Source organism: Variovorax sp. 05T418, assembly GCF_056396385.1.
In genome coordinates this window covers 1-20,312 of sequence record NZ_JBFTLJ010000023.1, presented here as the reverse complement: position 1 = coordinate 20,312, position 20,312 = coordinate 1, and the positions used below count along the sequence as shown (strand labels likewise).

At 64.9% G+C, this 20,312-nt stretch carries 20 protein-coding genes; 13 read left to right on the top strand and 7 right to left on the bottom strand.

Features of this window, described 5'->3' with window-relative positions:
- Window positions 1-22 precede the first annotated feature (22 nt).
- On the bottom strand, window positions 23-382 hold the full coding sequence (locus tag AC1DMS_RS29445; protein ID WP_018905815.1) for a copper-binding protein: 360 nt from the start codon (window positions 380-382) through the stop codon (window positions 23-25).
- A gap of 115 nt (window positions 383-497) precedes the next feature.
- Here AC1DMS_RS29445 and AC1DMS_RS29440 point away from each other — a divergent pair, with 115 nt between their 5' ends.
- A complete protein-coding gene (locus tag AC1DMS_RS29440; RefSeq protein ID WP_015866045.1) occupies window positions 498-2,885 on the top strand; it encodes a DNA polymerase II in 2,388 nt (795 codons plus the stop codon).
- Between the two features lie 106 nt (window positions 2,886-2,991).
- Entirely contained in the window at window positions 2,992-3,597 is a 606-nt protein-coding gene (locus tag AC1DMS_RS29435) for a hypothetical protein (protein WP_412512280.1), read from the top strand.
- 5 nt (window positions 3,598-3,602) lie between these two features.
- Here AC1DMS_RS29435 and AC1DMS_RS29430 read toward each other — a convergent pair whose 3' ends face one another.
- The 3 genes from AC1DMS_RS29430 to AC1DMS_RS29420 all read right to left on the bottom strand — a co-directional run bounded on the left by AC1DMS_RS29430 (window position 3,603) and on the right by AC1DMS_RS29420 (window position 6,275).
- Entirely contained in the window at window positions 3,603-4,004 is a 402-nt protein-coding gene (locus tag AC1DMS_RS29430; RefSeq protein WP_015866043.1) for a GreA/GreB family elongation factor, read from the bottom strand.
- A gap of 328 nt (window positions 4,005-4,332) precedes the next feature.
- Window positions 4,333-5,199 (bottom strand): MurR/RpiR family transcriptional regulator, encoded by an 867-nt coding sequence (locus tag AC1DMS_RS29425; protein ID WP_015866042.1) that lies wholly within the window; start codon window positions 5,197-5,199, stop codon window positions 4,333-4,335.
- Window positions 5,196-6,275, bottom strand: coding sequence for a DmpA family aminopeptidase (locus AC1DMS_RS29420; RefSeq protein ID WP_150106925.1), 1,080 nt, complete (start codon window positions 6,273-6,275; stop codon window positions 5,196-5,198). Before AC1DMS_RS29420 ends, AC1DMS_RS29425 begins: the two co-directional genes overlap by 4 nt.
- A 141-nt stretch (window positions 6,276-6,416) precedes the next feature.
- Here AC1DMS_RS29420 and AC1DMS_RS29415 point away from each other — a divergent pair, with 141 nt between their 5' ends.
- The 8 genes from AC1DMS_RS29415 (at window position 6,417) to AC1DMS_RS29380 (ending at window position 14,359) form a co-directional block, all read left to right on the top strand.
- Window positions 6,417-8,000: an ABC transporter substrate-binding protein gene (locus AC1DMS_RS29415; RefSeq protein WP_015866040.1), complete on the top strand. Its 1,584-nt coding sequence runs from the start codon at window positions 6,417-6,419 to the stop codon at window positions 7,998-8,000.
- A 16-nt stretch (window positions 8,001-8,016) separates the two neighbouring features.
- Window positions 8,017-8,973, top strand: a complete 957-nt coding sequence (locus AC1DMS_RS29410; RefSeq protein WP_015866039.1) for an ABC transporter permease — start codon at window positions 8,017-8,019, stop codon at window positions 8,971-8,973.
- Between the two features lie 20 nt (window positions 8,974-8,993).
- The gene (locus AC1DMS_RS29405; RefSeq protein WP_041945808.1) at window positions 8,994-9,830 is read left to right on the top strand and encodes an ABC transporter permease; all 837 of its coding nucleotides are present in this window, start codon (window positions 8,994-8,996) and stop codon (window positions 9,828-9,830) included.
- Window positions 9,830-10,807 carry an ABC transporter ATP-binding protein gene (locus tag AC1DMS_RS29400; protein WP_015866037.1) on the top strand — a complete coding sequence of 326 codons (978 nt, stop codon included), beginning with the start codon at window positions 9,830-9,832 and terminating at the stop codon, window positions 10,805-10,807. The genes AC1DMS_RS29405 and AC1DMS_RS29400 overlap by 1 nt, the downstream gene beginning before the upstream one ends.
- Entirely contained in the window at window positions 10,804-11,577 is a 774-nt protein-coding gene (locus AC1DMS_RS29395; RefSeq protein ID WP_015866036.1) for an ATP-binding cassette domain-containing protein, read from the top strand. The genes AC1DMS_RS29400 and AC1DMS_RS29395 overlap by 4 nt, the downstream gene beginning before the upstream one ends.
- An 18-nt stretch (window positions 11,578-11,595) precedes the next feature.
- On the top strand, window positions 11,596-12,588 hold the full coding sequence (locus AC1DMS_RS29390; RefSeq protein ID WP_015866035.1) for a P1 family peptidase: 993 nt from the start codon (window positions 11,596-11,598) through the stop codon (window positions 12,586-12,588).
- 38 nt (window positions 12,589-12,626) lie between these two features.
- Window positions 12,627-14,123, top strand: a complete 1,497-nt coding sequence (locus tag AC1DMS_RS29385) for a M81 family metallopeptidase (RefSeq protein WP_015866034.1) — start codon at window positions 12,627-12,629, stop codon at window positions 14,121-14,123.
- A gap of 86 nt (window positions 14,124-14,209) precedes the next feature.
- Entirely contained in the window at window positions 14,210-14,359 is a 150-nt protein-coding gene (locus AC1DMS_RS29380) for a hypothetical protein (RefSeq protein WP_167313249.1), read from the top strand.
- 63 nt (window positions 14,360-14,422) lie between these two features.
- On the opposite strand, the gene AC1DMS_RS29375 is transcribed toward AC1DMS_RS29380, so the two are convergent.
- The gene (locus AC1DMS_RS29375) at window positions 14,423-14,908 is read right to left on the bottom strand and encodes a nucleotidyl transferase AbiEii/AbiGii toxin family protein (protein WP_230537884.1); all 486 of its coding nucleotides are present in this window, start codon (window positions 14,906-14,908) and stop codon (window positions 14,423-14,425) included.
- Between the two features lie 278 nt (window positions 14,909-15,186).
- Window positions 15,187-15,588, bottom strand: a complete 402-nt coding sequence (panD, locus tag AC1DMS_RS29370; protein ID WP_015866033.1) for an aspartate 1-decarboxylase — start codon at window positions 15,586-15,588, stop codon at window positions 15,187-15,189.
- A 372-nt stretch (window positions 15,589-15,960) separates the two neighbouring features.
- On the opposite strand from panD, the gene AC1DMS_RS29365 reads away from it, so the two are divergent.
- Together AC1DMS_RS29365 and AC1DMS_RS29360 are read left to right on the top strand one after the other, a co-directional pair.
- Complete coding sequence (locus tag AC1DMS_RS29365) at window positions 15,961-16,890, top strand: type IV toxin-antitoxin system AbiEi family antitoxin domain-containing protein (protein ID WP_015866032.1); 930 nt, start codon at window positions 15,961-15,963, stop codon at window positions 16,888-16,890.
- Window positions 16,887-17,672: a nucleotidyl transferase AbiEii/AbiGii toxin family protein gene (locus AC1DMS_RS29360; RefSeq protein ID WP_478182081.1), complete on the top strand. Its 786-nt coding sequence runs from the start codon at window positions 16,887-16,889 to the stop codon at window positions 17,670-17,672. The genes AC1DMS_RS29365 and AC1DMS_RS29360 overlap by 4 nt, the downstream gene beginning before the upstream one ends.
- A 207-nt stretch (window positions 17,673-17,879) precedes the next feature.
- Here AC1DMS_RS29360 and AC1DMS_RS29355 read toward each other — a convergent pair whose 3' ends face one another.
- A complete protein-coding gene (locus AC1DMS_RS29355) occupies window positions 17,880-18,431 on the bottom strand; it encodes a hypothetical protein (protein ID WP_015866030.1) in 552 nt (183 codons plus the stop codon).
- A 360-nt stretch (window positions 18,432-18,791) separates the two neighbouring features.
- Between AC1DMS_RS29355 and AC1DMS_RS29350 the strand changes: the two genes are divergently transcribed.
- Window positions 18,792-18,998: a hypothetical protein gene (locus tag AC1DMS_RS29350; protein ID WP_155247942.1), complete on the top strand. Its 207-nt coding sequence runs from the start codon at window positions 18,792-18,794 to the stop codon at window positions 18,996-18,998.
- Window positions 18,999-20,312: the final 1,314 nt, after the last annotated feature.

Below are 20,312 nucleotides of genomic sequence, written 5' to 3'. Positions count from 1 at the left end.
CACTCCCCGGCAGGCCGAAGCCTCAACCGCATTTCTGGAAGCGCTTGCATTCGGCGGTGGCCTGGATGGAGGTCAATGTGTTCTCGCCATCGATGTGCTTTGCGGTGAACCTCACCCACGAACCCTCCGCGATGCCGGCCAGCAGCGTCCGGTCCGTCACCCTGAATCTCTGGACCGTGAAAGGCAGCTTCGCCCTCGGAAGCAGCTTCAGTCGGACATACAGCTTGCCGTCGTCCTCCTGGCTGGCGGAGACGAGGCGTGCATACGTCGTCACCGGCGCTGCTTCTGCAGCGGCTTCGGCCGGCCGCGGCTCGGCCGATTGAGCAGCCGCTCCCTCCACGGTGGCGAGGCTCAACGCAGTCATGAGGACGAGGCGCAGCATGTTCGTGGAGGAAGTGAAGTTGCCTGGATTCTGCCAAACCAGTCCCGCTGCCGGGCGAAAATCGCCCGTGCCCCCCGTCCGCCCTCCCGCCTTGCCCGAATTTTCAAGCGCTCTCGTGACATCCACCGACCTCCAGGGCTTCATCCTCACGCGCCACTGGCGCGACGCGTCCGCCGGCACGGAGATCGAGTACTGGCTGGCCACCGACGCGGGGCCGAGGAAAGTGGTGCTGACCTCCCGGCGCAGCGTCGCCTTCGTCGCCGCCCGGCACCGCGCGGCGGTCGAAGCCCACCTCGCGGCCATGCCGGGCATGCAGCTGCGCGAACTTGCCCTCAAGACCTTCCAGCAGGAAGCGGTCCTCGGTGTCTATGCGACGCACTTCCGCCAGCTCGGCCGGTTGGCACGCGCCCTCCAGGCGCAGGACATTCCCCTGCTCGAAGCCGACGTGCGCCCGCACGACCGCTACCTGATGGAACGCTTCATCACCGCCGGCGTGCGGGTGGAAGGTGGGCGGGCGGAGCGCGCGACCATCGTCGACTGCAAACTCAAGCCCGCGCCCGAATTCCGGCCGGTGCTGAAGCTCGTGTCGCTGGACATCGAGACGAGCCAGCACGAAGCGCTCTATTCCATTGCGCTGGACGGCACGCCGGAGCGCGTCGTCTTCATGCTCGGCGAGCCGCCATCGGACCTGCCCCCTGAATCGAGCGAGCCCATGGCCTTCTCGCTCGTCTATTGCCCGTCGCGCCGGGCCATGCTCGAGCAGCTCAACGACTGGTTCGAGCGCAACGACCCCGACGTCATCATCGGCTGGAACGTCATCCAGTTCGACCTGCGCGTGCTGCAGAAGACAGCCGACGAGTGCGGCGTGCAGCTCCTCCTCGGGCGGGAGCGCCGTCCCATCGAATGGCGCACCCATCCGGGCAAGCAGGGCTACCTGTTCGCGCCCACGCCGGGCCGGGTCGTCATCGACGGCATTGACGCACTCAAGGCCGCGGTGTGGAGCTTCCCGTCCTTCAGCCTCGAGACCGTCTCGCAGGCGCTGCTCGGCGAAGGCAAGGCCATCGGCGACGAGTACGACAAGATGGCCGAGATCGAGCGGCGCTACCAGCAAGACAAGCCCGCGCTCGCGCTCTACAACATCCGGGACTGCGAGCTGGTCCTGCGCATCTTCGACAAGGCCAAGCTGCTGCAGTTCGTGATGGAACGGGCCCAGACCACGGGCCTGCAGGCCGACCACTTCGGCGGCTCCATTGCCGCGTTCAGCCACCACTACATGCCGCGGATGCATCGCCTGGGCTACGTGGCGCCGAATGTGGGCGAGATCCCGAGCAAGGCCTATCCCGGCGGTTACGTGATGGATTCGAAGCCGGGCTTCTACGACTCCGTCGTGGTGCTGGACTACAAGAGCCTCTACCCTTCGATCATCCGGACCTTCCTGGTCGATCCGGTGGGCCTCGTCGAGGGCTCGAACGCCAGCGAACAACCGGCCGCGCGCGTCCAGGGACCCCAGGGAACTGTCTTTTCGCGCGACCGGCACTGCCTGCCCGAAATCGTGACCACGCTCTGGCGCGCCCGGGACGAGGCCAAGCGGGCGAAGAACGAGCCGCTGTCGCAAGCGCTGAAGCTGCTCATGAACTCCTTCGCCGGCGTGCTGGGCGCGGCCGAGTGCCGGTTCTTCAACCCCAAGCTGGTCTCCGCCGTGACCCTTCGCGGGCACGAGATGATGAAGCTCACGCGCGAATTCGTGGAGCAGCGGGGCTACGAGGCCATCTATGGCGATACCGACTCCATCTTCGTCTGGCTCAAGCGCACCCACGGCAACGAAGAGGCGCACGCCGTCGCGGCCAGCCTGGCCGCCGACATCAATGCCTGGTGGACCCGCACGATGCGGGAGGAGCAGGGCCTGGAGAGCTTTCTCGAGATCGAGGTCGACACCCACTACAAGAAGTTCTTCATGCCCACCATCCGCGGCTCGGAGGTCGGCAGCAAGAAGCGCTACGCCGGCCTCAGTGCAGATGCCGCGGGCAAGGAGGAGATGGTGTACCGCGGCCTGGAGATGGCGCGCAGCGACTGGACCCCGCTCGCGCGGCAGTTCCAGCAGGGCCTGCTGTCACGCATCTTCCAGGGCGAGCCCTACAAGGAGTTCGTGACCGACTATGCGAGGTCGACGCTGGCGGGCGCCAAGGACGACCTGCTCATCTACCGCAAGCGCCTGCGCCATCGGCTCGACGCCTACCTGGTCAACGTGCCGCCGCAGGTCCGCGCCGCGCGCATCGCGGACGAACACAACGCCCGCATCGGTCGGCCCAGGCAGTATCAGAAAGGCGGCTGGATCCAGTACGTCATGACGCAGAACGGGCCGGAGCCGCTGGAAACCCGCCATTCGCGCATCGACTACGAGCACTACCTCACACGGCAGCTCCAGCCGATCGCCGACGCCATTCTTCAGCCCATCGGAGAGAGCTTCATGGCCTTGACGACTTCGCAGCGCGGGCTCTTCTAGACCGCCATGGCGGACGATATTCGTCCCGATAATGCGATCCTTTTATCCGGATCCAGAAAAAATGAGTGCCGCAGATTTTCTTTTTGCCCCTGAGGTGCAAAAGCTCTTGAAGGTCGTCTATGCGGCTCCCGACCAACCGTTTGCAGCAAGCGAGCTTGCCCGGCGCTCGAAGCTCGATCCCGCCGATGTGGCGCGCACGCTGGAGCACCTTGTCGGCAGCGGCATCCTGAAGAGGCAAAAGCCGAAGGCGGACGAGCCCGACACCGTGACGCTCGACCGTTCGTTCGTCTTCCACGAGGAACTGCGCAGCATCGCGCTGAAGTCGTTCGCCGCCGCGGAACCGCTTCGCTCGATGCTGCGCAGCAAGTTCAAGGACTCGGTCTTGCGTGCCTTCCTGCTGGGAGAGGACAAGGACGGCACCCTGGAGCTCCTGGTCGTGCACGGCCAGTCCATACCCGATGAAGGGGCCATGGCAGCCGCCTGCCAGAAGCTGTCGAAGACCATCCACCGCCACCTGAAGGTGCATGTCATTTCGAACGCCAGGTTCAACGGCCTGGCGGTGCGCGACCCGCTCGCATCCAAGCTGGCAGCGGCCTGCGCGCTCGAGATCGTCGCGCTCGGGGACACCAAGGCCCAGCCGCCCGCCGAGCGGATCGGGCTCCTGCAAAGCGCGAAGAAGAAACTGGCAACGCTGTCGCGGCCGTCCTCCTGAGCCGCCTACGTGGTGTAGTCGCCGGTCGCCTCGGGCTGAAAGAGAATCGCCGCGACTTCCGCAGCGCATGCCTCTCCGTTCGGGGCTTGCCACCTGGCGGTGTCTCCGACCTTCAGGCCGAGCAGGCCGGTTCCCACCGGCGACAGCACCGAGATGAGGCCCGCCGCGGGCTTGGCCTCTTCGGGGTAGCAGATGGTCAGCGTCTGCCGCCGGCGCGTGTGCGCGTCGACGATCTCGACGCGCGAGCACATCGTCACGATGTTGCCGGGCACAGCCCTCGAACTGGTCACCTCGGCGCAGTCCAGAAGATCCGCCAGGCTGGGCGGCAGGTTGAGCCTGGGCAGCTTGTTCAGGCGGGCGAAATCAAGTTCGGTGAGCGTGCGCTCGCCGTGGATCGTTGCATGCATTGACGCACTCCATTCATGCGGACCCGTCGACGAACGACGATGGCCGCGGACGCGCGGAACTTGTGCCCGGCGGTGGATGGTTGCGCTGAAGAGGAAGGAAGAAAGAGAGCGACCGCCGGGCCTAGAAATGTGCGGGCGGTTGCCTGCGACCCGACTTCAACGCCACGCGTGCACGCGCGCACTCTGCTGCAGCAAGCAGCGCTGCAGCGGTGTGGGTGAAGACGAGAGGGGTCGACATGGCGCCTAGTCTATTCAGCGCGCCGCGGCGGGGCAAGCAATGTCCTCAGGGTTCTTGCCGGATTGCCCTTTGGAATGGACCTCGAACCGGTCAATCGAGGAACGCGCCAAATCGGTCCTGCAGCTTCTCGAGCCGGCTGACACGTTCACCCACCTTCTTCCCGAGTTGCTCGATCACGCCGTTCATCAGGAGATTGATGAAGCCCACGATCGCAACGGTGGAGTCCCAGAAAAATCCGACATCCGTCTGCACATGAAAGACATGGGGGGTGTAGGTTCGAGCCCAGTGGCAGTAGGCATCGGTGATGACAAAGACCGGAATGCCGGCTTCCGTGGCCGCCGAAGCCAGCGCTTCGGCTTGCTTCGCATAGCGACGAATGTCGACAAGAACCAGACAGCGTGTCTGGCTCTTCAGGGCGCCTAGAAGTTCGGCGTAGGTGCCGTCCGCACCGTCGAGAAACTTCACGCCCTCGCGCACGTACTCGAGGCGCGCTGCAAAGTCGGAGGCAACACCGCGCACGGTTTGGTAGCCCGCGACAAAAACACGTTGGGATGTCGCAACCTGCCGCACCATGGCGTTCCAGTGCTCTCCGGTCGCCAGATCGTGCGCGGCCACCAGCGCGTCGATTTGCTGCGTGAGTTGCGCACTGCGCGCGTCGGACACAGGACCTTGGCTGCGGCTGAATTGCTCGAAGCGCCCGGCAATGCGAAGCTCCGCAGGTGCGCTCAGGCGACTGGTTTCGCGACGAACCTCGTCGAAGCTGTCGTAGCCGAGCGTGCGCAGAAAGCGCCCGACGGTCATCGGGCTCACGCCGGATTTTCGCGCCACCGATGCAGCGTTCTCCAGGGTCAGCTCGCGCGCGTTCGCGGTCAGGTAGGCGGCCAGGAGCCGCTCCGAGCGTGTCATCTCGGAGGACGCCGCTTCGATGCGTTCAAAAAGGGAAGGAGGGGATTTCATCGGGTCTCGGCGAGGCGGCCATGGCGCCGCATCAGGTCGACCAGCATACTGTGATCCAGCGCCTCCACGCGCGTGTTGTTTCGCCCCACCATGGTCCGGGCGGCAACCAGCGCGTTCAGGATGCTTTCCTCCACGGCTTCCACCACGCCCAGGAAGAGCGGATCGAGCGTGTGCTGGGCCAGGTACTCGGTCCGGCAGACGCCATGATCGCCGGGCGCCTGGTCCGAGTGGGTGCTGAATGCCAGCATGATGTCGCCCGAGCCGTCCCCCCCCGGCGTGCCGGTTCTGCCCACGCCAAGCGCGGCACGCCGTGCAAGCCGCTTGAGTTGGCTGGACAGAAGCGGTGCATCGGTCGCCACGACGACGATGATCGAGCCTTGCTCGCGCGCGGCCGGCTCGTTGTGTTGGCCGCCCGGGCCCGGCATGCATTCGCCGACCGGCACGCCCAGAACGCTCAGCCATGGGCGGATGCCCATGTTGGCCTGGACCAGCACGCCCACGCGGTAGTCCTGGCCCGCCACGCCCACGATGCGCGATGCCGTGCCCGTTCCGCCCTTGAAGCCATAGCAGACCATGCCGGTGCCGCCGCCGACGCTGCCTTCGGCGACGGCACCGGGCGCTGCAGCGGCGATGGCCTCCAGGACGTGGGATTCCTCCACGTGCAACCCGTCCATGTCGTTGAGCATGGCATCGCAGGTCTCCGCGACCACCGGCATCAGCCACGGGTAGGCACCGCGGTCGCCATCGACCCGGGTGAGCCATCGCACCAGCGCGTGATGGACCATGCCGATGCTGTGCGTGTTCGTGAGCCCGATGGGGCCTCGAAAGATGCCGGCCTCTTCGATCCAGTGCGTCCCGGTCATCTCTCCATTGCCGTTGAGGGCATACACACCGGACTTGACCGGCTGCAGCACGCCTGAGCGGCCTCGCGGCAGGACGATCGTCACGCCGGTGCGCACGGGCCCCGCACCAACATGCAGCGCGCCGTCCCCATGGATGAGCGTCGTCTGCCCGACTTCGACGCCCGGGATGTCCGTGATGGCGTTGGCGGGGCCGGTCTTGCCAGGGAAGCGCAAGCCCAGATCTCTCGCTCTCGTCTGTGCGGTGGGAGGGGGCAAGGGATTACTCCTATGTGCTGGTATTAATATTGCATTGACCTATTGAATGTTAGTCGAATAACATTTGTGTGTCATCAATCGGAAGGACGGATAGTTCAAATGACTGGAATCTCGTGTGCGCTCAGGCGTGGCCGGGCCTGGCTGCCCGCAGCAGTGGCGGCCGCATCTCTTCTTGTGCTGCCCGGCCTTGCGCTCGCGCAGGGCCAGAAGCCCGTCATCTGGGGCAAGCCGTCGGAGGTGCTTTCCACCGATCCGCATTCGTCGGGCGATGGCTCGTCGTGGACGGTCTTCTACCTGATCTACGACCAGCTGCTGAGCACCGATGACAAGCTCAACATCACGCCCAAGCTGGCCGAATCCTGGGAGCAGGTCTCGCCCACGTCCTATGTCTTCAGGCTGCGCAAGAATGCGGCGTTCTCCAATGGCCGGCCGCTGACCTCCGCCGACGTGGTGGGCAGCCTCAAGCGCCTGACGGATCCGCAGAAGGCGCGCGGCTGGGGCAAGCAGATCGGCGGCGTGAACGATGTAGTCGCCATCGATGCGCACACCGTGCGCATCGACCTGGCCAAGCCGAACACCGCGCTGCTTTCCATACTTTCGGTGGCGACCACCTCGATCCTGCCGATGAAGGAGATCGAAGCCGGCAGCTTCGACCCCGCCAAGGGAATGCTCGGCTCGGGGCCCTACAAGGTGGCGCAGCACCGCCAGGACGAAGCCTGGCTGCTGGAGCGCAATCCGCACTATTGGCAAAGCGGCAAGCCGCTCATGGACAAGATGACGATCCGGGTCATGCCCGACGATGCGGCGCGTCTGGCCGGCTTGCGTGACGGCAGCATCGATGTGGCGACCTTCGAGAACCCGGACACGCCGCGCCTGCTGGGTGCGATCCCGAGCGTGCAGTCGGTGGTGCAGAAAACGCCCAACTATTTCCACCTGGACCTGAGCGGCCTGAACGGCAACTCGGTCTTCAAGGATCGCCGCGTGCGCCAGGCGGCGGCGCTGGTCGTGGACCGGCCCGCGATCGCGAACGCGGTCTTCGGCGGCGAATCGGCCGTCGAATACGCCGTGCCCAGTGCCTTCGGCAAGAAGCTCTGCGACGGACTGCCGAGCTACACGCTGCCGCGCAAGGAGCGGGTGGCCAGGGCCAAGGCGCTGCTCAAGGAAGCAGGCCATCCCAATCCGCGCATCAGCCTCATTGCCTCGTCCGTGCTGGTGACCTATCCGCTGATCGCCCAGGTGCTGCAGCCGCAGCTGCAGGAAGCCGGTTTCAGCGTCCAGGTGCAGCAAGTGCCCGTGGCCGAGTGGTACAAGCGCGTCCTGACGACGAACCCGAAGGACTCGGACTTCGATGCGTCGCTGACCTGGTTCGCGGGCTTCTCGGACCCCGGCATCGTCCTGAACTGGTGGACCTCCGGCTTCTCGCCGGTCTTCACGACATTCCTGGAGCCCGTGGCCGAATACGGCGACCTGATGGCGCAGGTCCGGCAGACACCCAACGGGCCCGAGCGCGACAAGCTGATGACGCGTGCCTGCGGATTGATCGAGAGCTCGGCCAACATGATTCCGCTGGTCGGCAAGCCGGACTATATCGGCTTCCGGCGCGACCAGCTCGATGCGCGCTTCGTCCCGCTCGAAGGCAACTTCGACGTCTTCAAGTACGTCGCCGATTTCAAGCGCCGCTGAGTCGCAGGGCCCCAAGATGCGAATCGTCTATTACCTTGCCTTGCGCCTCGCGATCGCGGCGTTGACCCTCGTGGGGGTGTCGATCCTGGTCTTCGCCGGCCTGCGCCTGCTGCCGGGAGGTTTCGAGCAGATGGTGCTGGGCCCGGATGCCTCCGTGGAGGCGCGCGCCGAACTGGTCGCGAAGTTCGGGCTCGACCAGTCGGGTCCGGCGCAGTACGTGAAATGGCTGGCTGCGGCTGCGGCCGGCGACCTCGGGGTCTCGATGGCAACCAGCAAGCCGGTGGCCGACGAAATGCTGCGCCGCGCGCCCGCCACGGTCCAGGTCGCCCTGATCGCGACAGCCACCGCACTGGCCGTCGGGTTGCCGTTGGGCCTGCTGGCGGGCCTGGGCGTAGGCAGGTGGCGCTCCGTCGGCCGCGTGGTGGGCGCACTGGGGGCCAGCGTGCCCGAGGTCGTGCTCGGCAGCGTGCTCGTGTACATATTTTCCAGATGGAGCCTCGGTGCGACGGTCGGCGGCTACGTGCCGCTCACCGAAGACCCGGGTGTGAGCCTGCGCGCCACGCTCTTGCCGGGCATGAGCCTTGGCATCTTCGGTATTGCGCTGCTGGTCCGCACCACGCGCGATTCGGTCCAGCGCGTGCTGACCGATGGCCATGTGCTCACCGCCGTCTCGCAGGGCCGGACTCGTTGGCAGATCGTGCGCCACCATGTGCTGCGCAACGCGTCGATCCCGGTGCTGACGGTGACGGCCACCTACATCGGCTACCTGCTCGGCGGCGCATTGATTGCCGAGATCCTGTTCTCCGTGCCCGGGATCGGGCTCTACGTGTACAGCGCGCTGGGCAACCGCGACTACGCGGTCGTGCAGGCCGGTGTGCTGCTTGCCGCCGCTGTCTTCATCGCCGTGAATACGGTGGCAGACCTGGGGTATGCCGTGCTCGATCCCCGCATCGACGCCAGGCGCCACGGGTGAGGACGCGAACGATGCAACTCATGAAAACCGTCCTGCGCTTCGCGCGCCGCGATCATCTGGCCGCCGCCGGAGGGCTGGTCCTTCTCGCGCTGCTGTTGCTCGGAGCCCTCGGCCCCTGGCTGCCGCTGGGCGACCCGGACCAGATCGGCGCGGGTCCGCGCTTCGCCGCGCCTTCCTGGGCCATGCCCTTCGGAACGGACGAACTGGGCCGCGACCTGCTGCCGCGCGTCGTGCGCGGAATCCGTGCGACCTTCGTTCTTGCGCTGGCATCGGTCTGCGGCACCGCCATTCTCGGCACGCTGATCGGGTTGTACGCCGCGTACGTAGGGCGCTGGCTCGACACGGTCATCGCTCGGGCGATGGACATCATGTTCGCCTTTCCGGCGCTGATGCTGGGGCTGCTGGTGGCCGCAGTGGTCGGTCCCGGGAGCATTTCCGCGCTCGCCGTGATCCTGTTCGCCACGCTGCCCCTCTTCGTGCGGGTGGTGCGTTCGGTCACGCTCGGCATGGTGGGCCGCGGCTTCGTGACGGCGGCCGAGGTGGCGGGCGCCTCGCGCCTGCGCGTGATGTTGGTCCATCTGCTGCCTAATGTGCTGGGCGCGGTGCTGGTGCAGTTCACCTACGCGGTGTCGATCGGCATCCTGATCGAGAGCGGACTGAGTTTTCTGGGGCTCGGCTCGCAGCCGCCGGAGTCCTCGCTCGGCGCCTTGCTGCGCCTTGGCTCGGTGTATCTGACGATCGCGCCCTGGCTGGCTCTTTCGGCCGGCGTGGTGCTGGCCCTGTCGATCGTGGCCGTGAACCTTCTGGGCGACGGCCTGCGCGACGCCCTTGAACCTTTGCGCGGAAGGCGGCTTTGATGAATGAAGCAACAAAACCCCCGTTGCTGGAGGTGACGGATCTCGTCATCGAGTTCGGCGATGCACCCGGTGCCACGCACCGCGCGCTGGACGGTGCGACACTCTCGGTGCGCGCCGGCGAAGTACTGGGACTGGTCGGGGAAAGCGGCTCGGGAAAAAGCACCCTGGGCCTGGCTGTGGGACGCCTGCTGGCGGACAACGCCCGCCGGCCCGGCGGCGAACTGAAGGTGAACGGGCAGCCGGTCTTCGAATTGAATGACGCGGCGCTGCGCGAGCTGCGGCGCCGCACGCTCGGCTTCATTTTCCAGAACCCCATGGTCGCGCTGGACCCGACCATGCGCGTCGGCAAGCAGATTGCGCTGGCATCTGGCAGCAAGGCGGCGGTGCGCGACCTGCTGGCGCGCGTCGGGTTGCGCGACATCGAGCGTGTCGAACGCAGTTTTCCGCACCAGCTGTCGGGCGGCATGGCGCAGCGCGTCGTGATTGCGATGGCCATCGCGCGCGGGCCGATGCTGCTGGTGGCCGACGAGCCGACGGCCTCCCTGGACGCGACCCTGCGCGAGCAGATCTTTGCGCTGCTCGTGTCGCTGCGCGATTCGATGAGAACCGGCGTCGTGCTGCTGAGCCATGAGCTGCGCGCCGTGGCCCGCCATTGCGACACGGTGGCCGTCATGTATGCGGGCCGTGTGGTCGAGTACGGCCCGGCATCGGTGGTGTTCGCACGGCCTGCGCATCCCTACACGCAGGCGCTGCTTGCCGTGGCGCCCGGCAGGGAAAGACTCGGCGAGGTCCTGGCATCGATTCCCGGCGCTCCGCCGGCGCTCGGCGGCCGCAGTGAACGTTGCGCCTTTGCCGACCGCTGCGGCCATGCCAACGCCGACTGCCGCTCCGTGCGGCCCGAGCTGCGCGAGATCGAGGGGCGTTCGGTCGCATGCCACCACGCCGGCGAGCGGGTTCAATTCAAGGAGGCCGCATGACGGAGCCTGTGGTGTCGCTCGAGAGCGTGGGCGTGACGTTCACGGCGGGCCCGGTCTGGAACCGGCGCTGCGTCGACGCGGTGCGCGATGTGAGCCTGTGCATCCGAGCCGGTGAAACGCTCGGCCTGGTCGGAGAAAGCGGCTCCGGAAAAACGACGATGGGCCGGCTTCTGCTCGGGCTGCAGGCCCCCACGCAGGGCGCGGTGCGTTTCCTCGGCGATGTCGTCCCGGCCTCGCGCCGAGCCCGGCAACTCCTGCTCGCGGGCCGCATGTCGGTGGTGTTGCAGCAGCCGGAATGGGCGCTCAATCCCCGGCTGCGCCTCGGCGTGTCGGTGGCGGAGCCGCTGGCGGTGAGCGGTGCGGGAACGCCCCGGGAGCGCCGCGACCGCGTCGTGCAGACGCTCGCGCTGGTGGGCCTCAACCCAGGGTTCGCCGAGCGCTTCCCGCACGAGCTTTCCGGTGGCCAGCGCCAGCGGGTCGCGATCGCGCGGGCGTTGATCACGCAGCCCCGGTTCCTGGTGTTCGATGAAGCGGTCAGCGCGCTCGATGTTTCCGTGCAGGTGCAGATCCTCAATCTGATTCGTGACCTGCAGCAGCGCCACGGCTTTGCCGCCCTCTTCATCTCCCACGACCTGGCAGCCACGCGCTACGTGTGCAGCCGGATCGCGGTGATGCGCTCGGGAGAAGTGGTCGAGATCGGCGATGCCGCACGCTTCTACGAGAAACCGCACCACGCATACAGCCAGGCCCTTTGGCAGGCTGCAGCCTGAACAGGAAAGAATCGAGAAATGATGAAGAACGATGTGAATGCCAGGCAAGGCCTGGTCCCGCGGCTGTGGCACGGTCCGTCGGACGGCCGAACGCTGTCCTTTGACTTTCCCCAACTGAGGATCGGCATTGCGGAGTACGAGGAGGGGCCCACCGGTTGCACGGTCCTTCATGTCAAGGGCGGCGCCGACTGCGAGGTCGACGTGCGCGGCGGCGCGCCGGGCCTCCTTGGCGGCTACCCGCGCGTGGATGCGGTCAGCCTTGCGGGCGGCTCCCTGTACGGGCTGGAGGCGGCCACCGGCGTGGCATCGAGCATGCTGGCCGAGCGCGGCGGTGCCGTGGGCTGGGGAAAGATCGCGCTGGTCTCCGGCGCCATCATCTATGACTTCGGCGGGCGCACCAATTCGATCTATCCGGACAAGGCGCTCGGCGCGGCAGCCTACCGGTCGGCGCAGGCAGGGGCATTTCCGCAGGGCGCGCGCGGCGCGGGGCGCTCGGCCGCGGTGGGCAAGTTCGCGGCCTATCCGGACTACGAGCGCGAGCCCGGCGGACAGGGCGCCGCCTTCGCGATGATCGGCGGAACGCGCGTTTTCATTGCCACCGTGGTCAATGCGCTGGGCGTGATCGTCGACCGCCAAGGTCGAGTGGTGCGCGGCCTGCGTCATCGGCGCACGGGCGTGCGCCATCATCCGCGCGAGGTGCTTGTGCCCACCGCCCCGGCCGCAGCCGGCGCGCCCGCCGAACCGGTGGGCACCGTTGCCACCACCGAGAACACCACGCTCACCGTGCTCGTGATCGACCAGCCCATGCCCTCGTTGCTGCTGCGGCAACTCGGCAGGCAGGTCCACTCCTCGATGGCTCGCGCCATCCAGCCGTTCCACACGCCGCACGACGGCGACATCCTCTTTGCGCTCTCCACGGGAACAGGAACTGCAACGGTCGACCCTTTCGTGCTTGCCGAAGCCGCATCGGACCTTGCGTGGGATGCGGTTCTTCAGGCGGTGGACGCCTGACCGCTGCGAATCATCCATCGACGACTCCAAGGAAATCAATGAACCACAAAGCCCCCCTTCGCCTGCTCCTGGCTTGTTTCAAGCACGAAACGAACACCTTCTCGCCCGCGCCAACGCCGCTGCAGCGATTTTTCCGCGACGGCGACACCCCACTCGTCGGTGATGCCGCGGCGGCAGCCCGGCGTGGCACGGGCACGGGAATGGGCGGCTTCCTTGAAGTGACCGATCGCGAAGGCTGCGAGATCACGGTGGCCGTGGTCGCCGAAGCGAGCCCGAGCGGGCTGGTCGACACCGAAGCCTACGAGCGGATCGTCGGACTGATCCTCGACGCAGCCCGTGGCAAGGTCTTCGACGGCATCCTGCTCGATCTGCATGGGGCAATGGTCACGCCCGCGCATGAAGATGGCGAAGGCGAACTCCTGCGCCGGCTTCGCGAGCTGCAGCCGACAGTCCCGATCGGTGCGGCGTTCGACATGCACGCCAATCTCTATCCCGAGATGGTCGCGCGCCTGACGGTTCTCAGCGGCTACCACACCTATCCGCACGTCGACATGGCCGCCGCGGGCCGGCGGGCCGCGGAACTCCTGGTGCGCACGATTCGTGGAGAAATTCGTCCCGTGCTCGCGTGGGACAACCGGCCCATGCTGCCGCACGTCATGCGCCAGGGCACGCATGCGCAGCCCAACCGGTCGCTGCAGGCGCGGTGTATCGAACTCGAGCAAGCCGGGACGGTGCTCGCCGCCTCCGTGTTCACCGGCTTTCCGCATGCGGACATCCGCAACGCCGGCCTGTCGGCCGTGGTGTGCACGGACGCGAATGAAGAACAGGCCAGGCAAGTGCGCGATGAATTGCTGGATCAGGCCTGGGAGAACCGCTCGGCCTTCGTGTACAAGGGACAGCCCCTGGCGAAATCGGTCGCACAGGCCAAGTCGGCCGCCGGGCGGGTGGTCGTCCTGCTCGATCACTGCGACAACAGCGCGTCCGGTGGCACGATGGACACGACAGGCGTGCTGGCCGAGGTGCTGCGCCAGGACCTTCAGGACGCGGTGTTCTACGCCATTCGCGATCCGCAGGCGGTGGAGGAGGCCATTGCAGCAGGCATCGGCAACGAAGTCACGCTGTCGCTCGGTGGCCTGAGCGAGCTGACCACCACCGGTGATGCCAACCCGCCGCTCACCCTTTCGGCGCGCGTTCGCACCATCAACGATGGCGCATTCCGGCTGCGCGGTCCCATGATGGCTGGGGTAGCGATCAGCGCAGGCAAGACCGTCGTGCTTCAGGCCGGCGGCGTCCAGGTCGTGGTGACTTCCGTGGCGACCGAGCCGCATGACCTGGCGTACCTCATGTCGCTCGGCATCGATCTGGATCGCGTCAGGTACCTCGTCTTGAAGAGCCGGGTGCATTGGCGAGCCGGCTTCGGCAGCCTGGCGGCCGACGTGATCGAATGCGACAGCGTCGGTGTGACGACGTCGGATTATTCGAAGTTGCGCTTCGAGCGCGTGCGGCGTCCGATCTACCCGCTGGATGCACTGTAAGTCGATCGCTCGGGATGGACCGGTGGAGGAGGCGCATCCGTAGCGGATGTCGAGGTCGACCTGTCCACTCGCAAAGTCCGAATGAGGTGGCCGAGCAACTGCGCGCCGACAACGTCGAAGTCGCGGTGCTCCATGTGCATTCCATGAACCCGCTGGATGAGGCCACCCGCATCCAATTTGAGCGACGCTTCAGGTTGGCTTCCCTGATTGCAACGGTCTGCGGACTGCGGCGTTGATTGCCTCCTGCGAGGCGGCAACGCTGGCCAGCACTGCATTCAGAGGTGGGATGTCGCCGAAGATCATGCCCGACATCGCGGCGTAGTCCCGCACGAGCGCGTCTTGCATTGCCGCATTGGGGTCAGCGTGAATGTGCCTGCAACCGCGGTATCCGGGCCCAAGTCGGGGCTGCCGAAGAACAGCCTGGCGTGCGTGGCGCAGTCGGCGGCGAGCTTCTGCCAAGCTTGTGTTCCGACTGCCTGCGCGAGCCGGTGGACGTCGTAACAGTGACGCGATATCCGCTGGCCTTCGGGCCGCAGTTCCTGGCGGCGGTCGTACCATTGGCGCAGACCGAGGAGGATGATGACCTTGTCCCAGAATGTTCGCTCGGGCTGCACCGTGGTGACGTTGCCAACAGCGAGGTTCAGATCGGGCAAATCGGCCGCTACGTAGGGCATTACTGTTGCGGCGATATGTGGGTCCAGGGCGGATTTGGCAGCAGCTTCGATCTTGACGGCAGCGCGGATGTAGTCGCCTTCGGCCGCCGTGACCGCGGGATACCAGAACAGCAGGATTTGCCCGTCCTTGTCGTCGGGGTCGGCCTCCGGGAATCGCAGCGGCCGCGACTTCGGTGAACGGGGCGGTCAACTGGCCTGCGATGTAGCTTTGGCATGCATCGCGGATGGCGTCGAGGCGAGCCCGGCGCCTTTTAACGCTGAGCCCGTCCAGGTCTGCCGCCTCTACGCCCTGACCAGGTCATCTCGAAAGACCGTGATGTCGATGTCTTCGGAGAAGCGGGAGATGAAATGTCCGAAATTCTCGGTTCTTCTTCGGACGCCGTGCTCTGTTACGCCGCGATGGCCTCGCCCGAAGCCGCCTGCACCGGAATGTGTGCGCGCGCTTCCTTGATGCGGTTGGCCTCGTCCACGAACACCAGCTTGGGCTTGTAGCCGGCCACCTGGTCTTCGGGCACCAGGCCGAAGGCCGCGATGATGATCAGGTCGCCCACTGAGGCCCGGCGTGCGGCCGAGCCGTTGACCGAGATGATGCCGGTGCCGCGCTCGCCGCGGATCGCGTAAGTGACGAAGCGCTGGCCGTTGTTGATGTTCCAGATGTGCACCTGCTCGTTCTCCGCCAGGTTGGCGGCATCGAGCAGGTCTTCGTCGATGGCGCAGGAGCCCTCGTAGTGCAGTTCGCAGTCGGTGACGGCGACACGGTGGATCTTGGACTTGAGCAGGGTGCGGAACATAGGGCGAACTCTTTCTCTCTGCGAAAAGGTGGGTCGGTCCGGCGTCCGTCGATGAGCGCGGCGGAACGAGGGGCGCCGCATGCGCGGCGGGCGAAGCATAGTCGAGTCGTCAATGGCTGGACAACGCCTGCAGCGAGACGCTGTTCGGCTCATTGAAGGTCGAGCAGCTGCATGGGCCGCGCTTCAAACCGGACGCGACGCCAAGGCGAAACCGTTGCGCGATTCTCTTGGTTGCGAGGAAAGAACATGTATATAAAATACGTCCTTAGGACGTATTTTATATACATGTTATCGCGACGCATCATTCCCGCTTGACACCGATCTGCTGGCAACATAAAATCTGCGTCCTAAGGACGCAGATTTTATGTTGCCATGAAGGTCAAGCAGATTTCGCACGCCGCAACGGTCTTGACGCGCTTGCTTCAGGAGTGGCTGGGCAAGTGGGAGCGGCCGGTCATCACGGACTATGAACTGGGCTCGCTGGCCGCCGACCAAGCTTCGGCATTGCAGGTCGAGATATCGGCGGAGATTTATACAGAGATCGTTCAGCGCCTAGCCTCTTTCGGGCTCATCTCCCCCAGCAAGGATTTTAAGGCGGGAACGGTTTTTCATCTTTTCGGCCACGTCAAGCCGTTGCCCATGGAGATCGCCTGTGCTGTCGATCCCTTTGCCTATGTCAGCCATCTGAGCGCGATGGAATACCACGGCATCACGGATCGGTTCTCCAAAATCCTCTACCTCTCTACGCCCCCGGACAAGGAGTGGAAGGAGCAGGCTGCGGCCCGCATGGACAAGGATCGAAAAAAGAGAGCGGAGGCCCATCTTTCTGCAGGATTGCCCACCTTGCGGTACCAAAAGTTCGAGCGGATCGATGGCATGAGGGTCGAGTTGATGCGCCGGTCGCATCGAGGGGCCTTCAAGATCATCAAGTCGCCAGCCATCCGCGTGGCGATGGTCGGCCGTACTTTTCTGGACATGCTGCGGGAGCCCGAGTATTGCGGAGGAATGCAGCATGTCGTGGATACCTACCGTGAATACGCCGCCAAGTACTTGAGCCTCATCGTGGATGAGGTGTCGAGGCATGGCAAATCGATCGAGCAAGCCCGGGCGGGCTATCTGTTGGAAGAAGTGTGTGGATTGAAGGACTCTCGCATCGACGACTGGGCATCGAGCGTCCAGCGCGGCGGATCGCGCAAGCTGGATCCACAGGAGGAGTACGCCCCGGTCTTTTCGGAGAGATGGATGTTGTCGTTGAACGTGCCGTCTTTGGCGCCACCGGATTCCGTCCCGGAGTCACCGTGAACGAAGTCGATATCGCCGCATGGATGACGAATGCGCCCAATGGCCAGCAGGGTTTCCGCGAGGCCGTCCATACGATCTTGGACAGCATTGGCCATTCTCAGAACCTGCAGGCCAAGATGGTCATGAAAGGCGGCTTGTTGCTGGCCATTCGTTATGACAGCTCGCGATATACGCGGGACCTGGATTTTTCCACAAGCGACAAGTACGCGCCCGAGAGTGTGGAGGCCGTTCTGTCGGAGATTCGCGAAGGCTTGCTCGCGGCAGAGGAGAGGCTGCCTTACAGTACGGCGTGCCGCTTACAGTCACACAGGCTCGAGCCCAAAGGGGAGAATCGCACCCACCACAACCTGGCGTTGAAGATCGGATTCGCAGACAAAACCAATGCGACCGCCATGGCCCGGCTGAACGCCGGCAAATCCGCCCAAGTGGTCGAGATCGACTACAGCTTCAACGAGGCCGTCTTCGACGTGGAGATGTTGGAGCTGGATGGGGGAGCCACCATTCGCTCGTACACGCTACACAATGTGCTGGCTGAAAAGATGCGCTCCTTGCTTCAGCAGCCGATCCGAAGGCGAAACCGGCGCCAGGACGTCTATGACATCTGGTTGTTGTTGGAATCGGGCGAGGCGATCTCTTCCGCGGATCTGAGCAAGATCCACAACATCTTGTTGGCTTCCTGTGCCTCCAAGGGCGTCATTCCTGACGCAAGGGCCATGGAGGCTGTCCAAGTGATGGAAATGGCTCGGAAGGGCTACGAAGATCTGCGGTCCGATGTAAGGTGACCTCCCCGCGTTCGAAGATGCCATGGGCAGAGTGCTGGCGCTGTATCGTTCGCTGCCGTGGGCATGAAAACCGGAGTGGTTGATCCTGGAGGGACAGGCTGGGAGCAGACGCCTCGAGCCAGCGGCGCGGTAAGTCATCCGTGGTCGGCCAGAGACCATTGAGCTTGCGGGCTTCCACGATGAGTAGTCCTTGCGCACCTCGCAGATTCAGATCTTCCCTAACTTTGTCCTGGCAGCGGCCATGCAACTTGCCTTGGCGTCACCCGACATGCTGTCGCACTTCTCGGTAGCGACCTTGTAGTCGGCATCCCGCTTCGCCTGGCTGGCATCGACTTTGGCCTCGCCGATCTCCTTGCCCATTTTGGCGTTGGCCAGCGCCTTGGACTTGAGAGCCTTGGCCTCCTGGACGCACACGTCCTTGGCATTGCCCGACTGGTCATCGCACTTTTCCCTGGCGACTGCATAGGCCGCCTCTGCCTTCACAACCAGCATCTTGTTCTGGTCGCTGGACTTGGCGGTATAGCCGTACTCCAGTTCTGCGCGTGCAACTTTCTCCTTGCCCTTTGCTTCTTCGATGCAGATGTCCTTGGCGTTGCCGGCCAAGGGGGCGCACGCCGCCTTGCCGACCTTGACGTCCGCGCTGATGCGGGTCTTGCCGGCCCGGTACTCGGCCTTGGTCATGGTCGCTGCCTGTGCCATTGGCAGCACCAGCATGAGAACAACGAGGATCGAAGCCTTGGGATTGAAAAACGTGTTCATACGAAGCCGTTCTTTTCGGTCGAAATTGGAGGGTGCCATGCATGTACGCGCGCTTGCTCAAGCGCCCGGCAAAGTGCGCAAGACCACTTCAGCTCCCAATTTATAGAAGGTCGCCTGCGTCTTGTCCGTGCGATACCGAACATGTGCGCTCGCTGCGACTTAGCCCCCGCCTTGATCAAGGCGTGCTTCGGCATAAACGGATGGCCCCCTAGTCTTCGCCGACGGCTCCGAGGCAACGCTGGGCAGTAGGTGCGGACGGTGTTTGGACCAGACCCTGGGTTGTGGCGCATAGGCGCGGTATCGAACAGACTTCGACGGCGGCCACCGCTACTGTGGCGTGATGTCCGATAGGCCCGCGCCATGTCACTTTCCTTGTTTGCTGCCGAAACGTTGGTCCTTGACTATCTGAATGGACGTGTCCTGCCAAGCACACTGCATCTCGCTGTCGTGCTTGCAGTCGAGACAAGGCTGCTGAAGGGGGTGATGCCGGTACTGGACGAAACCCTCTGCACTGAGATGGACGACCATGCCACTGCACCGCCCCCTGGTCTTCTGAATCCGTCCTGAGAGCCACACAGGAACGCCTGAGAATTCTCCGCGCTCTGTCGGAGACCTGAGGACGCTTCCCGCGGCGTGAGCGTCTTTTTCCGACCTCACTCGCAATCGCGGCCCATGTACAAAGTCGGCGAAAAGGCAAGTGCGAAGCGTCGCGCGCACTTGGAAGAGGTGCTTTGATGAACGCGCTGTTCTTTCCGGCCTTCCCTCGAGTTCGCATCTTTGAGCGCCGGCGCCTTGATCTCGGGTCAATGTCGTTATCATGATCGGCGAAATTCATCGGCGGATGGCCTTGAGCACCGCACCGATGCGCGCACTGTTTCGCGCGGGAAACGACGACGCCGGTCACCGGATGCCCTCGCGTTCGGCCACCGAGCGGCCATCGCGTGTCCAGACCTGGAGCACGAAATCGTCTTCCTCGTGGACGCCAGGCGTGCCAAGCCGAGCGAAGCCGGCGCGCAATGTACTTTCTGCGTGGGGAGTCTGTGCTGTGCGAAATCGGGCCACCAGTCGCGGGCCACCAAGGTGCCGCCGGCTTCCAGCGTGTCTTGGCAGCAGCCAGCCAGCAGGCGCACGTCATTGCGGCCGAGGAAGCAGCCCAGCTCGCTCAGCACGATGAAGTCGAAGCGGTCGGCTTGCGGATTCCCGGCGAGAGCTTGGCGGTCGACCCGCCGAACACCCGTGGTCGCGCAACGCGACGCCTTCTTTCTAAAACAAGGTCGTGCAATGGCCGCTTAGACTGCCTTACCAACGCTTCCACCAGGGCCGTGCAGCGGCCCAAACAGCGAGAGGGCGGGTGTCGAGTTCGTGATTGATGGCCGGAGCGCTGCCGCGGAGCCGTCGGACTTCTACTTCGAGCGTATGCGCGATGCCTCGGGCATCTCGATCACCACGGAGCGCTCGTCGGCGCCATTCGGCAGCCTGGATCGCCAATCCATGTTGATCTGAGTTTTCCACTTCCATGATGGAGAGGGATTGTTCATCGCTCATGGCGACTGGTTGTAGGCGGACGGAGTGCGCCCTTGTACGAAGAGATACAAATAACCATCTGCGCTTGCAGGCATCACGCCAATGAGAACTCCCCCTCTCGCCTTAGGGGGCATATGGGATCACATCCCCCCCAGAAAAGTTGTCGCACGGGACTGGGTGGCGTCCGCGCGCCCGTCAATGCTCGACGGCGCAATAGGCGAGGAACTCATTGACTTGCGCTGCCTTGTCGACGACCACATCGGCGTCCAGACGAAAGCACGCCGCGCGGCTGTCCGGAGAAGCCGCGTTGGTCAACGCCGCCACGATCCACTTCTTTCTGCCGGGCGTAAAAAGGGC

Excerpts from the sequence above, each read along its gene's own strand:
- AC1DMS_RS29445 (WP_018905815.1), bottom strand. The coding sequence starts at position 382 with ATGCTGCGCCTCGTCCTCATGACTGCGTTGAGCCTCGCCACCGTGGAG.
- panD (WP_015866033.1), bottom strand. The coding sequence starts at position 15,588 with ATGTTCCGCACCCTGCTCAAGTCCAAGATCCACCGTGTCGCCGTCACC.
- AC1DMS_RS29405 (WP_041945808.1), top strand. The coding sequence starts at position 8,994 with ATGAAAACCGTCCTGCGCTTCGCGCGCCGCGATCATCTGGCCGCCGCC.
- AC1DMS_RS29385 (WP_015866034.1), top strand. The coding sequence starts at position 12,627 with ATGAACCACAAAGCCCCCCTTCGCCTGCTCCTGGCTTGTTTCAAGCAC.
- AC1DMS_RS29365 (WP_015866032.1), top strand. The coding sequence starts at position 15,961 with ATGAAGGTCAAGCAGATTTCGCACGCCGCAACGGTCTTGACGCGCTTG.
- AC1DMS_RS29390 (WP_015866035.1), top strand. The coding sequence starts at position 11,596 with ATGATGAAGAACGATGTGAATGCCAGGCAAGGCCTGGTCCCGCGGCTG.
- AC1DMS_RS29415 (WP_015866040.1), top strand. The coding sequence starts at position 6,417 with ATGACTGGAATCTCGTGTGCGCTCAGGCGTGGCCGGGCCTGGCTGCCC.
- AC1DMS_RS29395 (WP_015866036.1), top strand. The coding sequence starts at position 10,804 with ATGACGGAGCCTGTGGTGTCGCTCGAGAGCGTGGGCGTGACGTTCACG.
- AC1DMS_RS29425 (WP_015866042.1), bottom strand. The coding sequence starts at position 5,199 with ATGAAATCCCCTCCTTCCCTTTTTGAACGCATCGAAGCGGCGTCCTCC.
- AC1DMS_RS29355 (WP_015866030.1), bottom strand. The coding sequence starts at position 18,431 with ATGAACACGTTTTTCAATCCCAAGGCTTCGATCCTCGTTGTTCTCATG.
- AC1DMS_RS29400 (WP_015866037.1), top strand. The coding sequence starts at position 9,830 with ATGAATGAAGCAACAAAACCCCCGTTGCTGGAGGTGACGGATCTCGTC.
- AC1DMS_RS29350 (WP_155247942.1), top strand. The coding sequence starts at position 18,792 with ATGTCACTTTCCTTGTTTGCTGCCGAAACGTTGGTCCTTGACTATCTG.
- AC1DMS_RS29410 (WP_015866039.1), top strand. The coding sequence starts at position 8,017 with ATGCGAATCGTCTATTACCTTGCCTTGCGCCTCGCGATCGCGGCGTTG.
- AC1DMS_RS29430 (WP_015866043.1), bottom strand. The coding sequence starts at position 4,004 with ATGCATGCAACGATCCACGGCGAGCGCACGCTCACCGAACTTGATTTC.